The sequence below is a fragment of the Ottowia oryzae genome (assembly GCF_003008535.1).
GTDB classification, from domain to species: domain Bacteria; phylum Pseudomonadota; class Gammaproteobacteria; order Burkholderiales; family Burkholderiaceae_C; genus Ottowia; species Ottowia oryzae.
On record NZ_CP027666.1, the window covers coordinates 2,639,733 to 2,655,284 of the forward strand.

At 65.7% G+C, this 15,552-nt stretch carries 13 protein-coding genes; 7 read left to right on the plus strand and 6 right to left on the minus strand.

Annotated features, from left to right (window positions below; translation table 11 throughout):
* The first annotated feature begins 5 nt into the window (after window positions 1-5).
* The 5 genes from C6570_RS12025 to C6570_RS12045 all read left to right on the plus strand — a co-directional run bounded on the left by C6570_RS12025 (window position 6) and on the right by C6570_RS12045 (window position 5,721).
* Window positions 6-2,252 carry a xanthine dehydrogenase family protein molybdopterin-binding subunit gene (locus C6570_RS12025; protein WP_106703426.1) on the plus strand — a complete coding sequence of 749 codons (2,247 nt, stop codon included), beginning with the start codon at window positions 6-8 and terminating at the stop codon, window positions 2,250-2,252.
* Window positions 2,249-2,797, plus strand: coding sequence for a (2Fe-2S)-binding protein (locus C6570_RS12030; RefSeq protein ID WP_106703427.1), 549 nt, complete (start codon window positions 2,249-2,251; stop codon window positions 2,795-2,797). The genes C6570_RS12025 and C6570_RS12030 overlap by 4 nt, the downstream gene beginning before the upstream one ends.
* A 328-nt stretch (window positions 2,798-3,125) precedes the next feature.
* Window positions 3,126-3,677, plus strand: coding sequence for a hypothetical protein (locus tag C6570_RS12035; RefSeq protein WP_106703428.1), 552 nt, complete (start codon window positions 3,126-3,128; stop codon window positions 3,675-3,677).
* A 311-nt stretch (window positions 3,678-3,988) separates the two neighbouring features.
* The gene (locus C6570_RS12040) at window positions 3,989-5,125 is read left to right on the plus strand and encodes a hypothetical protein (RefSeq protein WP_106703429.1); all 1,137 of its coding nucleotides are present in this window, start codon (window positions 3,989-3,991) and stop codon (window positions 5,123-5,125) included.
* A gap of 86 nt (window positions 5,126-5,211) precedes the next feature.
* The gene (locus C6570_RS12045) at window positions 5,212-5,721 is read left to right on the plus strand and encodes a hypothetical protein (protein ID WP_123812256.1); all 510 of its coding nucleotides are present in this window, start codon (window positions 5,212-5,214) and stop codon (window positions 5,719-5,721) included.
* Between the two features lie 697 nt (window positions 5,722-6,418).
* On the opposite strand, the gene C6570_RS12050 is transcribed toward C6570_RS12045, so the two are convergent.
* The 5 genes from C6570_RS12050 to guaB all read right to left on the minus strand — a co-directional run bounded on the left by C6570_RS12050 (window position 6,419) and on the right by guaB (window position 10,280).
* Window positions 6,419-6,871, minus strand: coding sequence for a DIP1984 family protein (locus C6570_RS12050; protein WP_106703431.1), 453 nt, complete (start codon window positions 6,869-6,871; stop codon window positions 6,419-6,421).
* 3 nt (window positions 6,872-6,874) lie between these two features.
* Entirely contained in the window at window positions 6,875-7,294 is a 420-nt protein-coding gene (locus tag C6570_RS12055) for a putative toxin-antitoxin system toxin component, PIN family (RefSeq protein WP_245896179.1), read from the minus strand.
* 28 nt (window positions 7,295-7,322) lie between these two features.
* Window positions 7,323-7,547, minus strand: coding sequence for an AbrB/MazE/SpoVT family DNA-binding domain-containing protein (locus tag C6570_RS12060; protein ID WP_106703433.1), 225 nt, complete (start codon window positions 7,545-7,547; stop codon window positions 7,323-7,325).
* A gap of 169 nt (window positions 7,548-7,716) precedes the next feature.
* Window positions 7,717-8,790 (minus strand): ParA family protein, encoded by a 1,074-nt coding sequence (locus tag C6570_RS12065; protein ID WP_211297593.1) that lies wholly within the window; start codon window positions 8,788-8,790, stop codon window positions 7,717-7,719.
* A gap of 20 nt (window positions 8,791-8,810) precedes the next feature.
* A complete protein-coding gene (guaB, locus tag C6570_RS12070; RefSeq protein ID WP_106703434.1) occupies window positions 8,811-10,280 on the minus strand; it encodes an IMP dehydrogenase in 1,470 nt (489 codons plus the stop codon).
* Window positions 10,281-10,547: 267 nt separating this feature from the next.
* Here guaB and C6570_RS12075 point away from each other — a divergent pair, with 267 nt between their 5' ends.
* Window positions 10,548-11,066, plus strand: a complete 519-nt coding sequence (locus C6570_RS12075) for a DUF4124 domain-containing protein (protein WP_106703435.1) — start codon at window positions 10,548-10,550, stop codon at window positions 11,064-11,066.
* Window positions 11,067-11,247: 181 nt separating this feature from the next.
* Here the strand turns inward: C6570_RS12075 and C6570_RS12080 are convergent, their stop codons facing one another.
* Entirely contained in the window at window positions 11,248-13,101 is a 1,854-nt protein-coding gene (locus C6570_RS12080; RefSeq protein ID WP_106703436.1) for a flavin-containing monooxygenase, read from the minus strand.
* Between the two features lie 318 nt (window positions 13,102-13,419).
* Between C6570_RS12080 and C6570_RS12085 the strand changes: the two genes are divergently transcribed.
* Entirely contained in the window at window positions 13,420-15,414 is a 1,995-nt protein-coding gene (locus tag C6570_RS12085; protein ID WP_106703437.1) for a sigma-54-dependent Fis family transcriptional regulator, read from the plus strand.
* The last annotated feature ends 138 nt before the right edge of the window (window positions 15,415-15,552 follow it).

Sequence of the window (15,552 nt, forward strand, 5' to 3'; positions counted from 1 at the left end):
TGGCCATGACTGAACTTGATCGGCATTTCCTGCCCCCCAGCTCAGCGCACGCGCTCAGCGAGCCATTGGCGGACGCACACTGTGACGTCCGCCCCGACGTTGCCAGCAAACTCACCGGCAACCCTGGCTTTCTGACCGACCGCGTCGCCTCAGGGCAATTGCGTGGCGTGATTCTGGGCAGCCCGCATCCGCACGCCCGAATCCTGCACATCGACGCCCGCAAGGCGTGCCTTTTGCCAGGCGTGATCGCCGTGGTCACGCACGCAGACATTCGCGGTGTAGCCCACTATGGCCTGCGCAAGGTCGACAGGCCTGTGCTCTGCCACGACAAGGTGCGCTGCGTTGGCGACCCGGTCGCCGCCGTTGCGGCCGTTGACCTGGAGACCGCCTGCGCCGCGCTGGCCCTGATCGAGGTGACGTACGCGCCGCTGCCGCTGGTGGACGACGCAGAAGCGGCCCTGGCGGAAGACCTAGCCCCCGACGCGCACGTCCACACCGGCGGCAACCTGCTGCACGGTGTCGACCACCAGCGCGGCGATATGGCCGCCGCCGAAGCCGCCAGCGCCCATGTGCTGGAGGACAGCTACCACACGCCGCGCCAGATGCACACCTACCTGGAAACCGAAGGCGGCGTGGCCGAGCCTGACGGCAACGGCGGCCTGCGCCTGTTCTTTGGCGGCCACAACCCGGCGCGCGAAAGGCAAGTTATTGCAGACATGCTAGGCCTGGCCCCCGACCAAGTTCAGGCGGTGGGCACGCCCGTCGGCGGGTCGTACGGCGGCAAGGACGAGCTGACGATTCAGCCCATTGCGGCGCTGCTGGCCTGGAAGGCGCAGCGGCCCGTGCGTCTGCACCTCACGCGGCCGCAATCGGTGGACCTGGGCGTCAAGCGCCACCCCATGCGCATCCGCATGCGCACCGGCATCGACGCGCAGGGGCGCCTGACGTTCCAGCAGGTCGACATCCTTGCCGACACGGGCGCCTACGCCACGCACGGCCCCGAAGTCCTGGACGCGGCGGTCGAGCACGCCCCCGGCCCCTACCAGTACCGCGCCGTGCGCATCCAGGCGCGGCTGGCTTACACCAACAACGGCATCGCCGGCGCATTCCGCGGCTTTGGCGCCGTGCAGGTGCAATTCGCGCTGGAACAGCACATGGACCGGCTGGCCGCCCTTGCCGGCATGGCGCCTGACGCCTTCCGGGCCATAAACCTCGCCTCCCCTGATGCCCCAGGCCCGCTGGGCCAGCACGTCGTGGCGTTTGACGGCCCGCACCGCGCGCTGGACGTGGCGCGCCAGCAAGGGCTGTGGCAGGGCCCGCACCACTGGCGCGACGGCGAAGGCCGCTACGCTTATGGCGTCGGGCTGGCCCTGATTCACCGCAGCGACGGCTTCGGCAAAGGCGGCCCCAGCGAAAGCCGCATGCAGCTGGCTTTGGCGCCTGACGGACTGATCGAGCTGCGCTGCGGGTTTACCGAGCTGGGCCAGAACCTCGGCGGCGCGATTCGCAACCTGTGCGCGCAGTGGCTGGGCTGCCAGCCCTCCGACGTTCGCCCGGTGTTGGGCGATACGGCGCTGACGCCAGATTCAGGCCCCGTGGCCGCGTCGCGCGCCACCACGCTGGTGTGGCGCGCGCTGGCCCAAGCCAAGGACGAATGGCACAGCCTGATCGCCCGCGCCCGCGCCGAATGGGGTGAATCGCTCAGCCTGGCCGCGCTGGCGCAGCGCCTGGGCGACGCACGCCCTTGCATCGACATCGAACTGCACGCTGAAGACCCTGCCACCAACGCGCACGACACCCATTTCGTTTTCGGCGCTTGCGCCGCCGTGGCGCAGGTGCGTGTCGACACCTGGAGCGGCATGGTGCAGGTGCAGGATCTGGTGATGTGCACCGCGCTCGGCCCCGTTGCCTCTGCCCAGGGTTATCTGGGCCAAATGGAAGGCGGCGCCGTGATGGGCTTGGGCATGAGCCTGCTGGAAGAGCTGGAATGCGAAGGCGGCCACTACACCGCGCGCAACCTGGACGCCTACTTCATCCCCTCGATCATGGATGCGCCGCGAATGCAGCTGATCGCGATTGAAAACCTGCCGCCCAACGACCCGATCGGCCCGCGCGGCGCGGGCGAGATCAGCGTCAACTTAGCTGTGCCCGCCATTGCCAACGCGCTTGCCGCTGCGCTGCAGCGCCCGGTTTCGCGCCTGCCCATGACGCCGCTGCGCGTGATCGCTTTGTTGGAACAGTCCCCGACATGAACAACGACCTGTCAGTTACCCCCGGGCTGCCCACAGACGTTGAGCTGGACGTCGCGTTTGAGCTGAACGGGCAGCCCGTTCAGCTGCGCTGCCCACCCGACACACGCTTGCTGACCCTGCTGCGCGAGCGCTGGCACCTGACCGGCGCCAAGCGCGGTTGCGAGGTGGGGCGCTGCGGCGCCTGCATGGTTTGGCTGAACGGCGAACCCGCCAACGCCTGCCTGCTGATGGCCTGGCAGCTGCACGGCCAGCGCGTGCGCACCATCGAATCGGTGGCCGCTGCCAGCGAAAGTGCGCCCGTGCGCGAAGCGCTGGCGCGCTGCGGCGGTGTGCAGTGCGGATACTGCACGGCGGGCATGGTGATGAACATGACCTGGCTGCACCAGCTGCACCCCCCGCCCAGCGCCGACGAAGCCATTGAAATGATGAGCGGCAACCTGTGCCGCTGCACCGGCTACGCGGGCATCCAGCGCGCGGTGCGAGCGCTGTTTCCGGCCGACGGCGAGAAGTCGCTTGAGCCCAACAGCGTGAACCCCGTCCCGTGAAGCCAACCAGCTGAACTCGATCACGCGGACTCGGCGGGTGACACGTTCGGCGCAAAGCAGCCGCTGAAGCGCTTTCCCAGCGCAGCGACATCCTCACCTTGGATCGCCTTGGCGAGCCCCCGCTCACTCAGCACCGGCACGGCGGCGGTAGGAGCTTCCGCCACCGTTCGGCCCGGTATCCACATGGCTCGCCCACGTGCACCGTCGATGCCGTCTGGCCGCCAGCCGCTACACTATCCGTAGCTGCTCGCGCAGGCAACACCGGCGCCAGCGCGCGTTTATATATCTAACCTCTACACCAGACCAGCCACGGCCCTGAAGTCCACGCATGCCCCACCACCCTGCCCCTGACACGCTGGCGTTGACCCGCCAGGTGCTGGCCTCCGCCCTGCGCGGCATGGCGCTGGGGGCGGCGCTCGTGCTGCTTTGGGTAGGCTGGCGCTTCATCGGTGGCGCACCTGCCGACGACCGGCCGCCGCATGTGCGAGTGTCCGACGTCACGCCCGGCGCCTACAAATGGACTGACGCGCCGCTGCCGCCGCCCGGCGTGTCCGCCGCCGAGGCGGGCCGCTACAAGCTGCTGGTGCTGCGCGACGGCGCCGGCACTGCCCACGCCTTCTACCTGCCCGCCACCGACGGCCTGGCCACCGTGCCCTCAGGCAGCAACGCCCTCAGCCCGGGTGTGCCCTGTGCCGACTTTGCGCCCGACTTTCGCACCCAGGACATCGCCTGCCGCCAGTCGAGTGCCGGGTTTGAGTTCGCCACCCGGCACCGCTGGGCCTTGAACGGCCAGCCGCTGACACCCGGCGTGCCCGTTCTGACAGCAGCGCCGGGCGGCGAAGAAGCTGGCGACTGGGTATGGCCAGTACCGGGCCACTGATTTCAAGCGCCGCTGCGACGTAACCCAGACGTCTGCGAGACAGGTGGCGCCACAGCGAAGCATGCAAAAACCAGGGTCGCGTGGCGATGCCGGCGGCCCATAGCCCGGCCATTGGCGCAGACGGCAGCCGTGTGATTGACCGCTGTACCACGCGGCGCAAGCGGCGCAGCGTCTGCCGCGCAGACCGCTAGTAGTCTTTCCAATGGGAACCGTACCAACTGGCGAGCCAGCTCTTCGATGGCTAGAGTCACCATCGTCGTACACCACCCAGCGTGTTGACGCTTTCCGGGCGTTGCACACGTTTTGCCGCTATGAGCCAGCTTGCCGTATCCCGAGTTCAGGATTCACCGATTTCCGGCGCCGCGCAGGACAACCGCGCACAAGCCACCCAACTGATACGCCAAGCCACCGACCCCAGATCCGGCGCCGTCGACACCCAACAACTCGCCCAATGGACGGTAGACGCCCAGCGCACCCACCCAGAAAACGCCTCTGAAGCGTATGCGGCTATCGAGGCAGAGCTGGCAAACCAGAACCCCATCGACGCCGGCAATTTCGCGCGCGAAGTGGTCAGCGCATCGCAACAACCCTCTGAGCAGAGCAATCACGTCCCAGCCCCATCCGGTCAATGGGCCACCGGGCAATACCTTGCCAATCGGGGCGACCGGACCTTGATCAACAACCCTATCCTGGAAAAACGCTGGGAGTTCACCCAAAGCGCATGGACCAGCAAAGGCGGCCCTACAGGGCCACTCAAAACGCTGCTTGAGTCGCACGGCATCAGCGTGGTGCCCGGCGTCAATACACCGCCGCCGGGTTCGCTCAACGCCTCTCAGGCCGCCGCCCGCGGATTGAACCTGCAACAGGCCAACAACCTGAATGGCAGCCTGGCGCGCGATGCGATCGCCAACCGCTTCTCCGCTCAGGGACTGCCGACGCAGACAGAGGTGCCCCGCCTGGGTGGCCAGCGCATCGTCGATGTGGTGGCCGACGTGCCAGCCAATGACCCTCGCTACGCCACCCGCATCGAAACCGAATCCAAAGTGGGCAGAACCGGCGCGACCAGCGGCAGCAGCGGAACGCGCGCGCAAGCGGCCAAGGACGCGGCGCAGCTGCTGGACAACCGATCCGTCCGTGCCGGCGGCGAACTGCTGGCCAAGGCCGGGCGCGTGGTGCGGCCCATTGGCATTGCACTGGACGCACTGAACGTCGCCCAGGCTTTCCGCGACGATGGCAACCGCATTGGCGAGAACACTGGCCGCGCCGCCAGCGGCCTGGTTGGCGGCGCCGCTGGCGCCTGGGGCGGCGCAGCAGCGGGCGCCGCCATTGGCTCGGTGGTACCCGGCGTAGGCACGCTGGTTGGCGGCATCGTCGGCGGCATCATCGGTGGTTTGGCCGGCGACGCTGCGGGCAAAGGCCTGTTCGACGGGATCAAAAGCCTGTTCTGAGGACGTGCCGCGTGGCCTTCGATGTTTCGGGCCGGGGACGTGGCTGGCCCGCACCCTGCCCCGCGCTTTGGGCTTAGTATCAATTCATGGCCCCTCGAACCGGTAAGCAAATCGCCGTCGCGATGACCGAGCGCGACGAGCGCGACTTTCTCCGCTTTCTGCGCAGCACGGCCGACGTGCAGCTGCTGGCGCTGGACAGCCCGTCGCCCGATTCCATTTGGCTCGATGACTTTCCGCCGCGCCGAAGCGGCGATGCACTGTCGCGCCGCTTCGCCCTCTGGAACAAGGCCTTTGCCTGGCAGCCCGAGGTGCAGCGCCGCTCGCACGACACCGGCGTGAGCAACACGCTGCACGCGCCCGTCATCGAATACCTGCGCCACCCCTTCTCCACCCCCGCGCAAGACGTGGGGCGCCTGTACTGGTCGCGCGGCCTGCCGGCCGACGCAGGCAACGGCGGAGACCCCGAATTTGCCCGCTGGTGGCAGCAGGTGGAAGACTGGGTCAAGCAGCACGCCCACCACCGCACGGGCGAAGGCGCCGCCATGCACTACCTGCCTTGGGCATGGTGGCGTTACGGCAAATGGGTGCGCGGCTGACCAGCGCCGGCCCATCGGTTTATCAAGACATTTCGGGGTCCAGCGCAGGCTCAGCGGGCGCTGGCAGCTATTCAATCTGTAGCGATTTGACGCCCTCGGCTGCGTTTACAGAGGCGAGCGCGCTGCGCCCGGCTGACCAGGCCGGCGTTCTTCTCGTCGCGTTTTGCTGCCTTGACCTGCCCGCACCACGTTGTGGACGCCGCAAGCGCTGACGCCCTGATGCGCCCCACCCTGACCGAGTGACGCGCGCACCCAAACCAGTGCGGCGCGAACATCAAGCGGGCGGCAATGACAAGAGGGAGGAGCGTACCGCCAGCCGTCTGGTAGTGCGGTGTGCGGGGTACGAGGTGCGGTGTCAGAGGTGTCGGGCGGACTGGGTGATGGTGTGGCGCCGCCCTTCGCGCCGGGCCAAGGCCCCCAGTATGTTTTCAACCCCCTGGCGGCCACGCCGGGGTCTGACGGCTCGCCCGGTACGCTCCAAAACCAGAATGTGTTTTCTAGTGGTCAAATCGGCCTCTGGCGCTGGAGCAGCCTGCGCCAGAAGCTATGACTTTTATAGTCTTTCCCCTGCCTCAAGGGCCTTCGCGTCCGGCGCAGTGAGCAACGATGCCCACCGCGTATCGCTGCTGCCCGGTGCCGCAAGCGCGCCTCAAACCAAGGGCACGCCGGCAGCGCTTCACCGGCAGGCCGCGCTGCGTCAAATCTCCACGCGCCAATTCGTCTCTTGAATCTGCACATTCAGCTGACGGATTTTCTTGCTCAGGTCTTCCATCTGCTTTTGTGTGGCCGCCACGTCGATCTGCGGCACCCATTTGATTTCACGCGCGCTGTAACGGTCAGGCTCTTTGTGCGTGGCGTCTACCGCGCTTTTCAAAATGGCATGCTGCTGCATCAACACATCGCGCGCCGCCAGCACCTCGGCCAACGGCCGCCCATCGGGCAACTTGGCCGCCACATTCGCCGCGTCGATTTTCAGGACCAGCGCTTGCTGCTCGGCAATCACGGCAAAGCATTCGGCAATCAGCTTGGCGATGTCCTCGCGCGGCGAATCGCCCTCCTGCGCCAGCGCGTTCTGCGCAATGCGCTCGCGCAGCGAGAGGATTTTCTTTTTCTGATCGGCGCGGATCAGCAGGGCTTCGGCGAGTTTCATAGATCAATTGTCGCCTGCCACCAGTCGCTCCAGCAACGCGGCCGGCGTGCAGATGTCGAATGGCAACGCAGCGGTGCCCGCCATTTGAAGAAGATCGTCATCGCCCGTCACAAGCACGTCCGCACTTGCGGCACGCGCGAGCAGCAGGAACATCTGGTCTTTCGGGTCGCGGCACAGGGGCAAATCCGTCCATGCGTCGGGCACGGCCACCGTCTCGGCATAGGGCAGATAGTCCGCCAGCAACTCATCGCGCTCAGCCGCGCTCAGGCGAAATTTGGGATAGGCCAGCACGCGCAGCAGTTCCTGCGCCGTGGCCTTGCTCACCAGCGGCACCATCTGCCCGGTCTGCCAGTGATCGCGCAACGGACTCAGTCGGCCAGCGCCGAAAAGCAGCGCCGAAAGCACCACGTTGGTGTCCAGCACCACCCGCCAGCGGCCGCACGAAAGTGCCTCAGGCACCTTGGCGCGCCCACGCCACGGCGTCGCGCACATCGTCTTCGCCAATGCCCAGCGCCGCCAGCTTGGCGCGCACCGCGTCGGCCTTCTGCAGGCGCACCGGTGTCAGCATCAAGCGTCCGTCCACCGCTTCCACTTCGAAGTATTCCGAAGGCGGCAGTTGGGCGACCACGGCTTTAGGTAGGGTGATCTGGTTCTTGGAGGTCATCTTGGCGAGCATCGGTATTCCTTGAAGAAAGGAACCCTTACTTTAGCAGGGTTGTGGCCTTGATGTGGGTAAAGCGCTTGGGGCTCGCACCGCCCTGTGGGAACAGTGATCTCGGAAATTTTGATCCGACCCAAATTTCCCCACTGATCAGCGCGGATGAGGAGGGCTTCGGCGAGTTTCATTAGTTAATGAATTTAATTAAGCTATCGACGGCATCCGAACAATCTTTAACTTTATCAGCATTTACTTTTACGTTCACACCATGAACAGGATAGTATTGCTGATGCATTTTCGATAAAGGCTTTCCTAGGTGAGCGGATACCACGCCGGCAGTATTAAAATCACGCAAGGGAACGGAGTAATTAGTGCGAAAAGATTTTACGTCCTTAGCCTTTGATGTTCGCGGGGTAAAGTAACTAGGATGGGTTTGGTAGGCCGCGAACAAAGTGTCTGCAGTTGCATCCGACAATGCCTCAAATGCCGTGGCTGCGCCTTCGTACTGTGTCAATCTATTACCGACTATCACATGAATTTCCGGAACGCGTAGCTTATACTTTTGCGCTTGCGCAGCATATGTCCACGATCCGTATATCGGATGTGGTGGTATTTGGCCATGAAGCAAAATGAACATTGCATTTGCGGCAACCCGAGACGAGTCGTCGGCATTCACGGGCGTAATAAGTCGTTCAGCAGCCGAGACCGCTAATTCAGTATATATCGAAAAACTCGGGTTAGTATCTATGAAAACCATCCAATCCTTTTCACTAGAACTCGCACCAATGTTTTCAATAAATTTCAAAAATATCTCATGAACCCATTTCCAAGGCTGCGAACTCGGTGTCAAAGCGGGCGCCGCAGCAGCGGCTGATATTGCCGGAGCCATTGGCTCCAAATTTCCATCCCCAGAGAGAAGAAATAAATTATCCGGCATCTCAGAATTATGGTCATGAACTTTAACCATGAAATTAGATGGCTTTGGCAATTGGGCGCCCGCGCCACCAGCAATCACCACACTCAAATATCCGACGACTGTCTTAGGCGTGGCCGCAGTACACAGATCGAGCACAGCTTGCTCACCCTTAGTACCGCCTCCGAGGAGCATCATGCTGGAATTGGCCTGCGGACATAGGTCAATCACCGCGACATTAATATTCTTATTCTTCTCCGCGAAACGGGAGGCAAGGTGAAAAGTAATAGTGCTTTTCCCTACACCTCCTTTGTTATTCCACAGAGCGTAGCTTCTAATGACACCCATAAACGCCTTTCATAAAAATTTTAATCCGCCCGATAATTCGGTGCCTCTTTCGTGATCTGCACATCATGCACGTGCGATTCACGAATCCCCGCTGCCGTAATCTGCACAAACTCCGCCGTTGATCGCATATCCTCAATCGTCGCGCAGCCGCAATACCCCATCGAAGCGCGCAACCCACCGGCCTGCTGAAACAAAATGCTGACCACGCTGCCCTTGTACGGGACGCGGCCTTCAATGCCTTCGGGCACCAGTTTGTCGGCGTTGGGGTTGCCGGTGGTGCTTTCCTGGAAGTAGCGGTCGGCGCTGCCCTGCTGCATGGCGCCAATGCTGCCCATGCCGCGGTAGCTTTTGTAGCTGCGGCCCTGGTACAGCACGATTTCGCCGGGCGCTTCTTCGGTGCCGGCGAACATGCCGCCCATCATGACGGTGCTGGCACCCGCGGCGATGGCCTTGGCGATGTCGCCGCTGTAGCGCACGCCGCCGTCGGCGATCAGGGGCACGCCGCTGCCTTGCAGCGCGGTGGCCACGTTGTCGATGGCGGTGATCTGCGGCACGCCCACGCCCGCCACGATGCGGGTGGTGCAGATGCTGCCGGGGCCGATGCCCACTTTGACGCCGTCGGCGCCCGCGTCGGCCAACGCACGCGCGGCGGCGCCGGTGGCGATGTTGCCGCCGATCACCTGCACCTGCGGGTAGTTTTGCTTGACCCAGCGCACGCGCTCGATCACGCCCTGGCTGTGGCCGTGGGCGGTGTCGACCACGATGGCGTCTACACCTGCCTTGACCAGCGCCTCTACGCGCTCTTCAGTGCCCGCGCCCACACCCACGGCGGCGCCCACGCGCAGGCGGCCGGAATCGTCGCGCGCAGCGTTGGGGAAGGTGGTCTGCTTGGTGATGTCCTTGACGGTGATCAAGCCCTTCAGGCGGTCGTGGTCGTCCAGGATCAGCAGGCGCTCGAGCTTGTGCTTGTTCAGCAGGCGCTTGGCTTCGATCAGGCCGGTGCCTTCGGGCACGGTGATCAGGCGATCGCGCGGGGTCATGATCTCGCGCACGGGCAGGTCGTAGCGGCTTTCAAAGCGCATGTCGCGCCCGGTGACGATGCCGACGACACGGCCTTGGTCAATCACCGGAAAGCCGCTGATGTCCAGCTCGTCCGACAGCTGTTTCACCTGCAGCACGGTGTGCTCGGGGGTGATGACCACCGGGTCGCGCAGCACGCCGCTTTCATAGCGCTTGACCTTGGCCACCTGCGCGGCCTGCTCTTGCGCGGTGAGGTTCTTGTGCACGATACCGATGCCACCCTCTTGCGCCATGGCGATGGCCAGGCGCGCCTCGGTCACGGTATCCATGGCGGCCGAGACGAGGGGCAGATTCAGCCGAATCTGGCGGGTGAACTGGGTGGAGAGGTCAACGTCCTTGGGCAGGACCTGGGAGAACGCGGGGACGAGCAGTACGTCGTCAAACGTCAGCGCATTGCCGAGTAGGCGCATGGGAAAGCTCCAAAAGCCAGATTGTAAACAGCCGGAATAGCCCGTCGGGGCTGCGTAGGGGCATATGCCCTACGCGGTCCGTAGCGCGGGCGCCTGGGTCCGCTATAGGACGCCAGAGGGTCACACAGGCCGGATACCCTGGGCGCCGGCCCAACCATGGCTGCGGCGTGGAAAAGACACGTTTGCGCGGCCCTGGCGCGCTGGCGTGCAAATAAAGCTGTGCGCGGGCCGCCAATCGGCCCTTTGGCCTCATTACACTTCTGACCCATGAAATCCGCTCGTGCCCTGTTTTTCGCGCTTGCCATGGCAACCAGCCTGACGGCAGCCGCCCAGTACCAATGGATCGACAAGAACGGTAGCCGCGTCTACAGCGACGTAGCGCCGCCCGCCGACATCCCCGCCAAGAACATCCTCAAGCAGCCGCGTGGCTCCAGCCTCAGCGCGCCAGTGACCGAGGCGCCCGCCCAGGCAGCGCCCGCCACTGCGGCCGCCAGCGCCGCCACGCCCGCCAGCGGCCCGGCCACCGCCGGGGTGGACAAGGCGCTGGAAGAGAAGAAAAAGCAGGCCGAGGCCGCTGAAGCCGCCAAGAAAAAAGCTGAAGAGCAAAAGCTGGCCCAGGCCCGCGCTGAAAACTGCAAGCGCGCACGCGAAGGCAAGGCCACCCTGGATTCGGGCGTGCGCATGGCGCGCACCAACGAGAAGGGCGAGCGCGAAGTGCTGGACGATACCCAACGCGCCGCCGAGCTGAAGCGCATCAACGGCATCATCCAGTCCGACTGCAAGTAAGCTTTCAATAAAAACCGGTTCCAGCGCCCGCTGGACCAGCGCTGGCAGCTACGTTAAACATAGCAATCACCTGCCAGTCACCCACTAGAAAACGCGCCGCAAGGGCGCGTTTTTTATGCCCGGGGGCCTGTGCACGCCAGCACGCGATGCCGCTGGCGCGCCGGCCGGCCCTTTGAGCGTGTCAGCGCTGGTGGTGCACCTGCTGCAGCCCGTAGACCTGCATGGGCACCTGCTCCTGCCGCGCTTTCAGTTGCAGCGCCAGGTACAGCGAGTAGTGGCGCGACTGGTGCAGGTTGCCGCCGTGAAACCACAGATTCTCTTGCTGCGTGGGCTTCCACATGTTGCGCTGCTCGCCTTCCCATGGGCCGGGGTCCTTGGTGGTGTCAGAGCCCAGGCCCCACACCTTGCCCACTTTGTCGGCCACGTCCTGGCTGATGAGATCGGCCACCCAGCCGTTCATCGACCCGTAGCCGGTGGCGTACACCACCAGATCGGCGGGCAGCTCGGTGCCGTCGGTCAGCACCACGCTGTCGGCGGTCAGGTGGCTGATGCCCTTGTTCTTGCCCGCTTGCAGCTTGATGCTGCCGTCGATCACCAAGTCGCACGCGCCCACGTCGATGTAGTAGCCCGATGCGCGGCGCAGGTACTTCATGAACAGGCCGGAGTCGTCGTCGCCAAAATCCAGCATGAAGCCCGCGTCTTCCAGCTTTTGGTAGAACTCGGCGTCGCGCTCGCGGATGCGGTCGTACAGCGGCACCTGGAAGTCCGCCATGATGCGGTAGGGTAGCGAGGCGAAGATCAAATCGGCCTTCTTGGTGGTCACGCCGCTGGCCACGGCCCGCTCGGAATACAGATCACCCAGGCCGATGTCCATCAGCGAATCCGATCGCACGATGTGCGTGGACGAGCGCTGCACCATGGTCACGTCGGCGCCGTGCTCCCACAAGGCGGCGCAGATGTCGTGGGCCGAGTTGTTGGCGCCGATCACCACCACCTTCTTGCCGGCGTAGGCGTCCGGCCCGCTGTGCTGGGACGAGTGCTGCTGCTCGCCCTTGAAGATGTCCTGCCCCTTGATCTGCGGCACGTTCGCCTTGCCCGACATGCCGGTGGCAAACACCAGGTGCTTGGGGCGGATGACCTGCCGCTGGCCGTCGCGCTCTACCGTCACTTCCCATTCCTGCTTGGCCGCGTCGTAGCGCGCGTTCACGCAGTTGGTGGACGGCCAGTAGTTCACCTCCATCACCTTGGTGTACATCTCCAGCCAGTCGCCGATCTTGTCCTTGGGCGCGAAAACAGGCCAGTTGGGCGGAAAAGGCAGGTAAGGCAGGTGGTCGTACCACACCGGGTCGTGCAGGCACAGCGATTTGTAGCGGCTGCGCCATTGGTCGCCAGGGCGGGCGTAGCGGTCAATCACGATGTGCGACACGCCCAGCTGCCGCAGCCGCGCGCCCAGCGCGATACCGCCCTGCCCGCCGCCGATCACCAGCACGAAGGGCTGCTCTTCGGTGCCCAGGCGGGTGGCCTCGTCCTGCCGGCGCTCCAGCCAGGTCTTGCGGCCGCGCTGGATGCCGTGCTCGGCTCCCATCGGGCGGCGCGCGTTCATCGGCTCTTCATGGCCCTTGAGTTCCTGGGCCGCCGTCAGCAGCGTCCAGATGCGCCCATCTTTGATGCGCACGTGGCCGTCGCCGCGCGCGTGCGCCGTGTCGATGGTGATCCAGGCCGATGTCACGCCGTCGGCGGCGTCCACCTGCTCGTTGGGGTCGATGCCGAACACCGCCGATTCGATGGCGGCGAACTGGGCGTTCAGCATGTCCTCTACCGCGGCAGGGCCTTCCAGGGTTTTGATGTTCCAGGTGAACAGCACCAGGTCGCGCCAATACGACTCGGTGGCGAACAGCGCCGCCGCGGCTTGGGCATCGCGCGCTGCCAGCGCCTGGTTGAGCTGGTCGAGGAGTGCCTGCACGCCGGCGCGGGCCGGGTCAGGCTCGCCCGTGGATGCAGCGGAAGGCGCCGGGGTGGCAAGGGCTTCGGTCATGTCGTCTCCTTTTTTGGGTTGGAACCCGCCGCGCCTTGGGCGAACGGGCTGCCGGCCTTTTTGCAAGGCCTGTGCCACACCGGCGACAGGCGCCAAGCCCTAATCAAATCAACGACTTAGCACGCCGACGCGAGGGAAATCCCTGTTGGGCACACCCCACGCACGGCCGTTGCGCCGCGCGACGGGTGGCGCGCGCGATGCAACAGGTGTTGCACCGACCAACGCGCACCGGCCACCGCGGTCTTGGGTAAACCATGTTGGCCGCCGGCGCCCCTGCCCGCAGAATGCCTGCGTTGACGCTTGTTGCGGCCCCTTGCCATGCCCCTTCAGTCCTACGCATCGCACACCCAGGAGATCGAAGCCTTTGGCCTGGGCTACCCCACGGGCCGGGGCGAGCGCGATCAGGCCGTGCTGGGCAGCTGGCGCCGCTGCATCGACCACCATCGGCTGGACCCAGCACAGACGTGCGAGGCCTACATCGTCCCCGAAAGCCAGCTGCGGATTCACCAGGACGAATCCGAATCGCTGATCCGCATTGCGCGCAGCGGGCTGGAGCGGCTGTACCAACAGCTCAAGGGGCTGGACTACGTGCTCTTGCTGGCAGACCGGCACGGCGTGGCGGTGGATTTTCTGGGCCACCAGGCGCAAGCGGCCGACCTGCGGCATGCCGGGCTGTACCTGGGCGCAGAGTGGCGCGAAGACCGGGCGGGCACGTCGGCGGTGGGCGCTTGCCTGGCCACGGGCGAGGCGCTGGTCGTGCACCAGAGCGACCATTTCGACTTCACCCACACGCAGCTGTCATGCACGGCGGCGCCCATCTACGACCTGCGCGGCGAGCTGGCGGCGGTGCTGGACTTGTCCCTGCTCAAGTCGCCTGCTGAGCGCGCCAGCCAGAACCTGGCGCTGAACCTGGTGGTGGCCGCCGCGCGCCGCGTAGAGTTGGCCAACCTGATGGCCCAGTCGCGCAACGACTGGGTGCTGCGCTTTTCGCAATCGCCCGACTTTCTGGACGTGGACCCGGACGCGGCCATCAGCATCGACGCGCGTGGCCGCATCCGCGCCACCACCCACGCCGGCGCCCGCGCGCTGGTGGCCGCCGCCGGGCTGGAATGGCGCAAGCGCCCCTCGTTGATCGGCCAGCCGCTGGAGCACTTCTTCGACTTCGACCTGGCGCATTTGCCCCAGCTGCGACGCAACCGCCCCGCGCAAGAGCGCATCGTGCGGGCGCGCGACGGCAACATCCTCTTCGCCCACGCGATGGAACCGCAGCGCGCCCCCGCGCGCAGCCTGACGATCTCTGCGCCGCAGCCCCTGCCCCCAGCCCTGGGCACGCTGACGGCCGGTGACCCAGCAATGAACGCGCTGCTGCACAAGGCCGCCCGCCTGGCGCCGCAGAGCCTGCCGGTGCTGGTGCAGGGCGAGACGGGCGCGGGCAAAGAGTTTCTGGCGCGCGCGCTGCACGCCGCCAGCGGCCGCGAAGGCGCCTTCATCGCCATCAACTGCGCCGCCATCCCCGAAGCGCTGCTGGAAAGCGAGCTGTTCGGCTACCTGCCAGGGTCGTGGACGGGCGGCGCCAGCAAGGGGCGACAGGGGCTGATTGAAGCGGCGCACGGCGGCACGCTGTTTCTGGACGAAATCGGCGACATGCCGGTGGGCCTGCAGGCCAAACTGCTGCGGGTGCTGTCTGAATCGCAGGTGACGCCCGTGGGCGCGCACGGGCCGCGCCACGTGGACTTGCGCGTGGTGTCGGCCTCGCACCGGGCGCTGGCCACGTTGGTGGAAGCCGGCCAGTTCCGCCAGGACTTGCTGTACCGCCTGAACGCGGCCGAGCTGCACCTGCCACCACTGCGCCAGCGCCAGGATCTGGCGGCCATGCTCGACCGTCTGCTGGCCGATCTGGGCGGCTACCACCTCGACGAGCCCGCACGCGCGGCCCTGCTGGCGCACCGCTGGCCCGGCAACCTGCGCGAGCTGAGCAACGTGCTGCGCTACGCGGTGGCGCTGTGCCACGAGCCCGATGCGGCGGACCCCGGCGGCGCGCAGGTCATCGCCTTGTCGCACCTGCCGGATGCGCTGCAATCGGCGTCCGCTGGCGATGCCCAGGACACGCCAGCAACGCCCCCCTTGAGCGCGCCCCACGCCGCCGCGCGAACCGAATCGGCCGACCCGGAAGCGCTGGCGCAGTTGCTGGCGCAGTGCCAGGGCAACGTTTCGGAAGTGGCACGCCTGCTGGGCGTGAACCGCTCCACCGTGCACCGGCGCATTCAGCGCATGCTGGGCCAGCGGCAAGTGCATTGGGGCGACGGGGGCTGAGCGGGTCCGTGTGCGCTGATACCCGCGCTGCATGGGCGACCTGAGCCCAGACGCCGGCGCACCGCCAGGCTGTCGCAAGCGCCCCATTCATCTATAAAGAATCGACCGCTAGCGCCCGCCTCACCAGCGCAAGCAGCT

Bases quoted from the DNA above. Each gene is read 5' to 3' on its own strand.
- C6570_RS12080 (WP_106703436.1), bottom strand. From the start codon at position 13,101: ATGACCGAAGCCCTTGCCACCCCGGCGCCTTCCGCTGCATCCACGGGC.
- guaB (WP_106703434.1), bottom strand. From the start codon at position 10,280: ATGCGCCTACTCGGCAATGCGCTGACGTTTGACGACGTACTGCTCGTC.
- C6570_RS12040 (WP_106703429.1), top strand. From the start codon at position 3,989: ATGAGCCAGCTTGCCGTATCCCGAGTTCAGGATTCACCGATTTCCGGC.
- C6570_RS12065 (WP_211297593.1), bottom strand. From the start codon at position 8,790: ATGGGTGTCATTAGAAGCTACGCTCTGTGGAATAACAAAGGAGGTGTA.
- C6570_RS12035 (WP_106703428.1), top strand. From the start codon at position 3,126: ATGCCCCACCACCCTGCCCCTGACACGCTGGCGTTGACCCGCCAGGTG.
- C6570_RS12025 (WP_106703426.1), top strand. From the start codon at position 6: ATGACTGAACTTGATCGGCATTTCCTGCCCCCCAGCTCAGCGCACGCG.
- C6570_RS12075 (WP_106703435.1), top strand. From the start codon at position 10,548: ATGAAATCCGCTCGTGCCCTGTTTTTCGCGCTTGCCATGGCAACCAGC.
- C6570_RS12050 (WP_106703431.1), bottom strand. From the start codon at position 6,871: ATGAAACTCGCCGAAGCCCTGCTGATCCGCGCCGATCAGAAAAAGAAA.
- C6570_RS12085 (WP_106703437.1), top strand. From the start codon at position 13,420: ATGCCCCTTCAGTCCTACGCATCGCACACCCAGGAGATCGAAGCCTTT.
- C6570_RS12060 (WP_106703433.1), bottom strand. From the start codon at position 7,547: ATGCTCGCCAAGATGACCTCCAAGAACCAGATCACCCTACCTAAAGCC.
- C6570_RS12030 (WP_106703427.1), top strand. From the start codon at position 2,249: ATGAACAACGACCTGTCAGTTACCCCCGGGCTGCCCACAGACGTTGAG.
- C6570_RS12045 (WP_123812256.1), top strand. From the start codon at position 5,212: ATGGCCCCTCGAACCGGTAAGCAAATCGCCGTCGCGATGACCGAGCGC.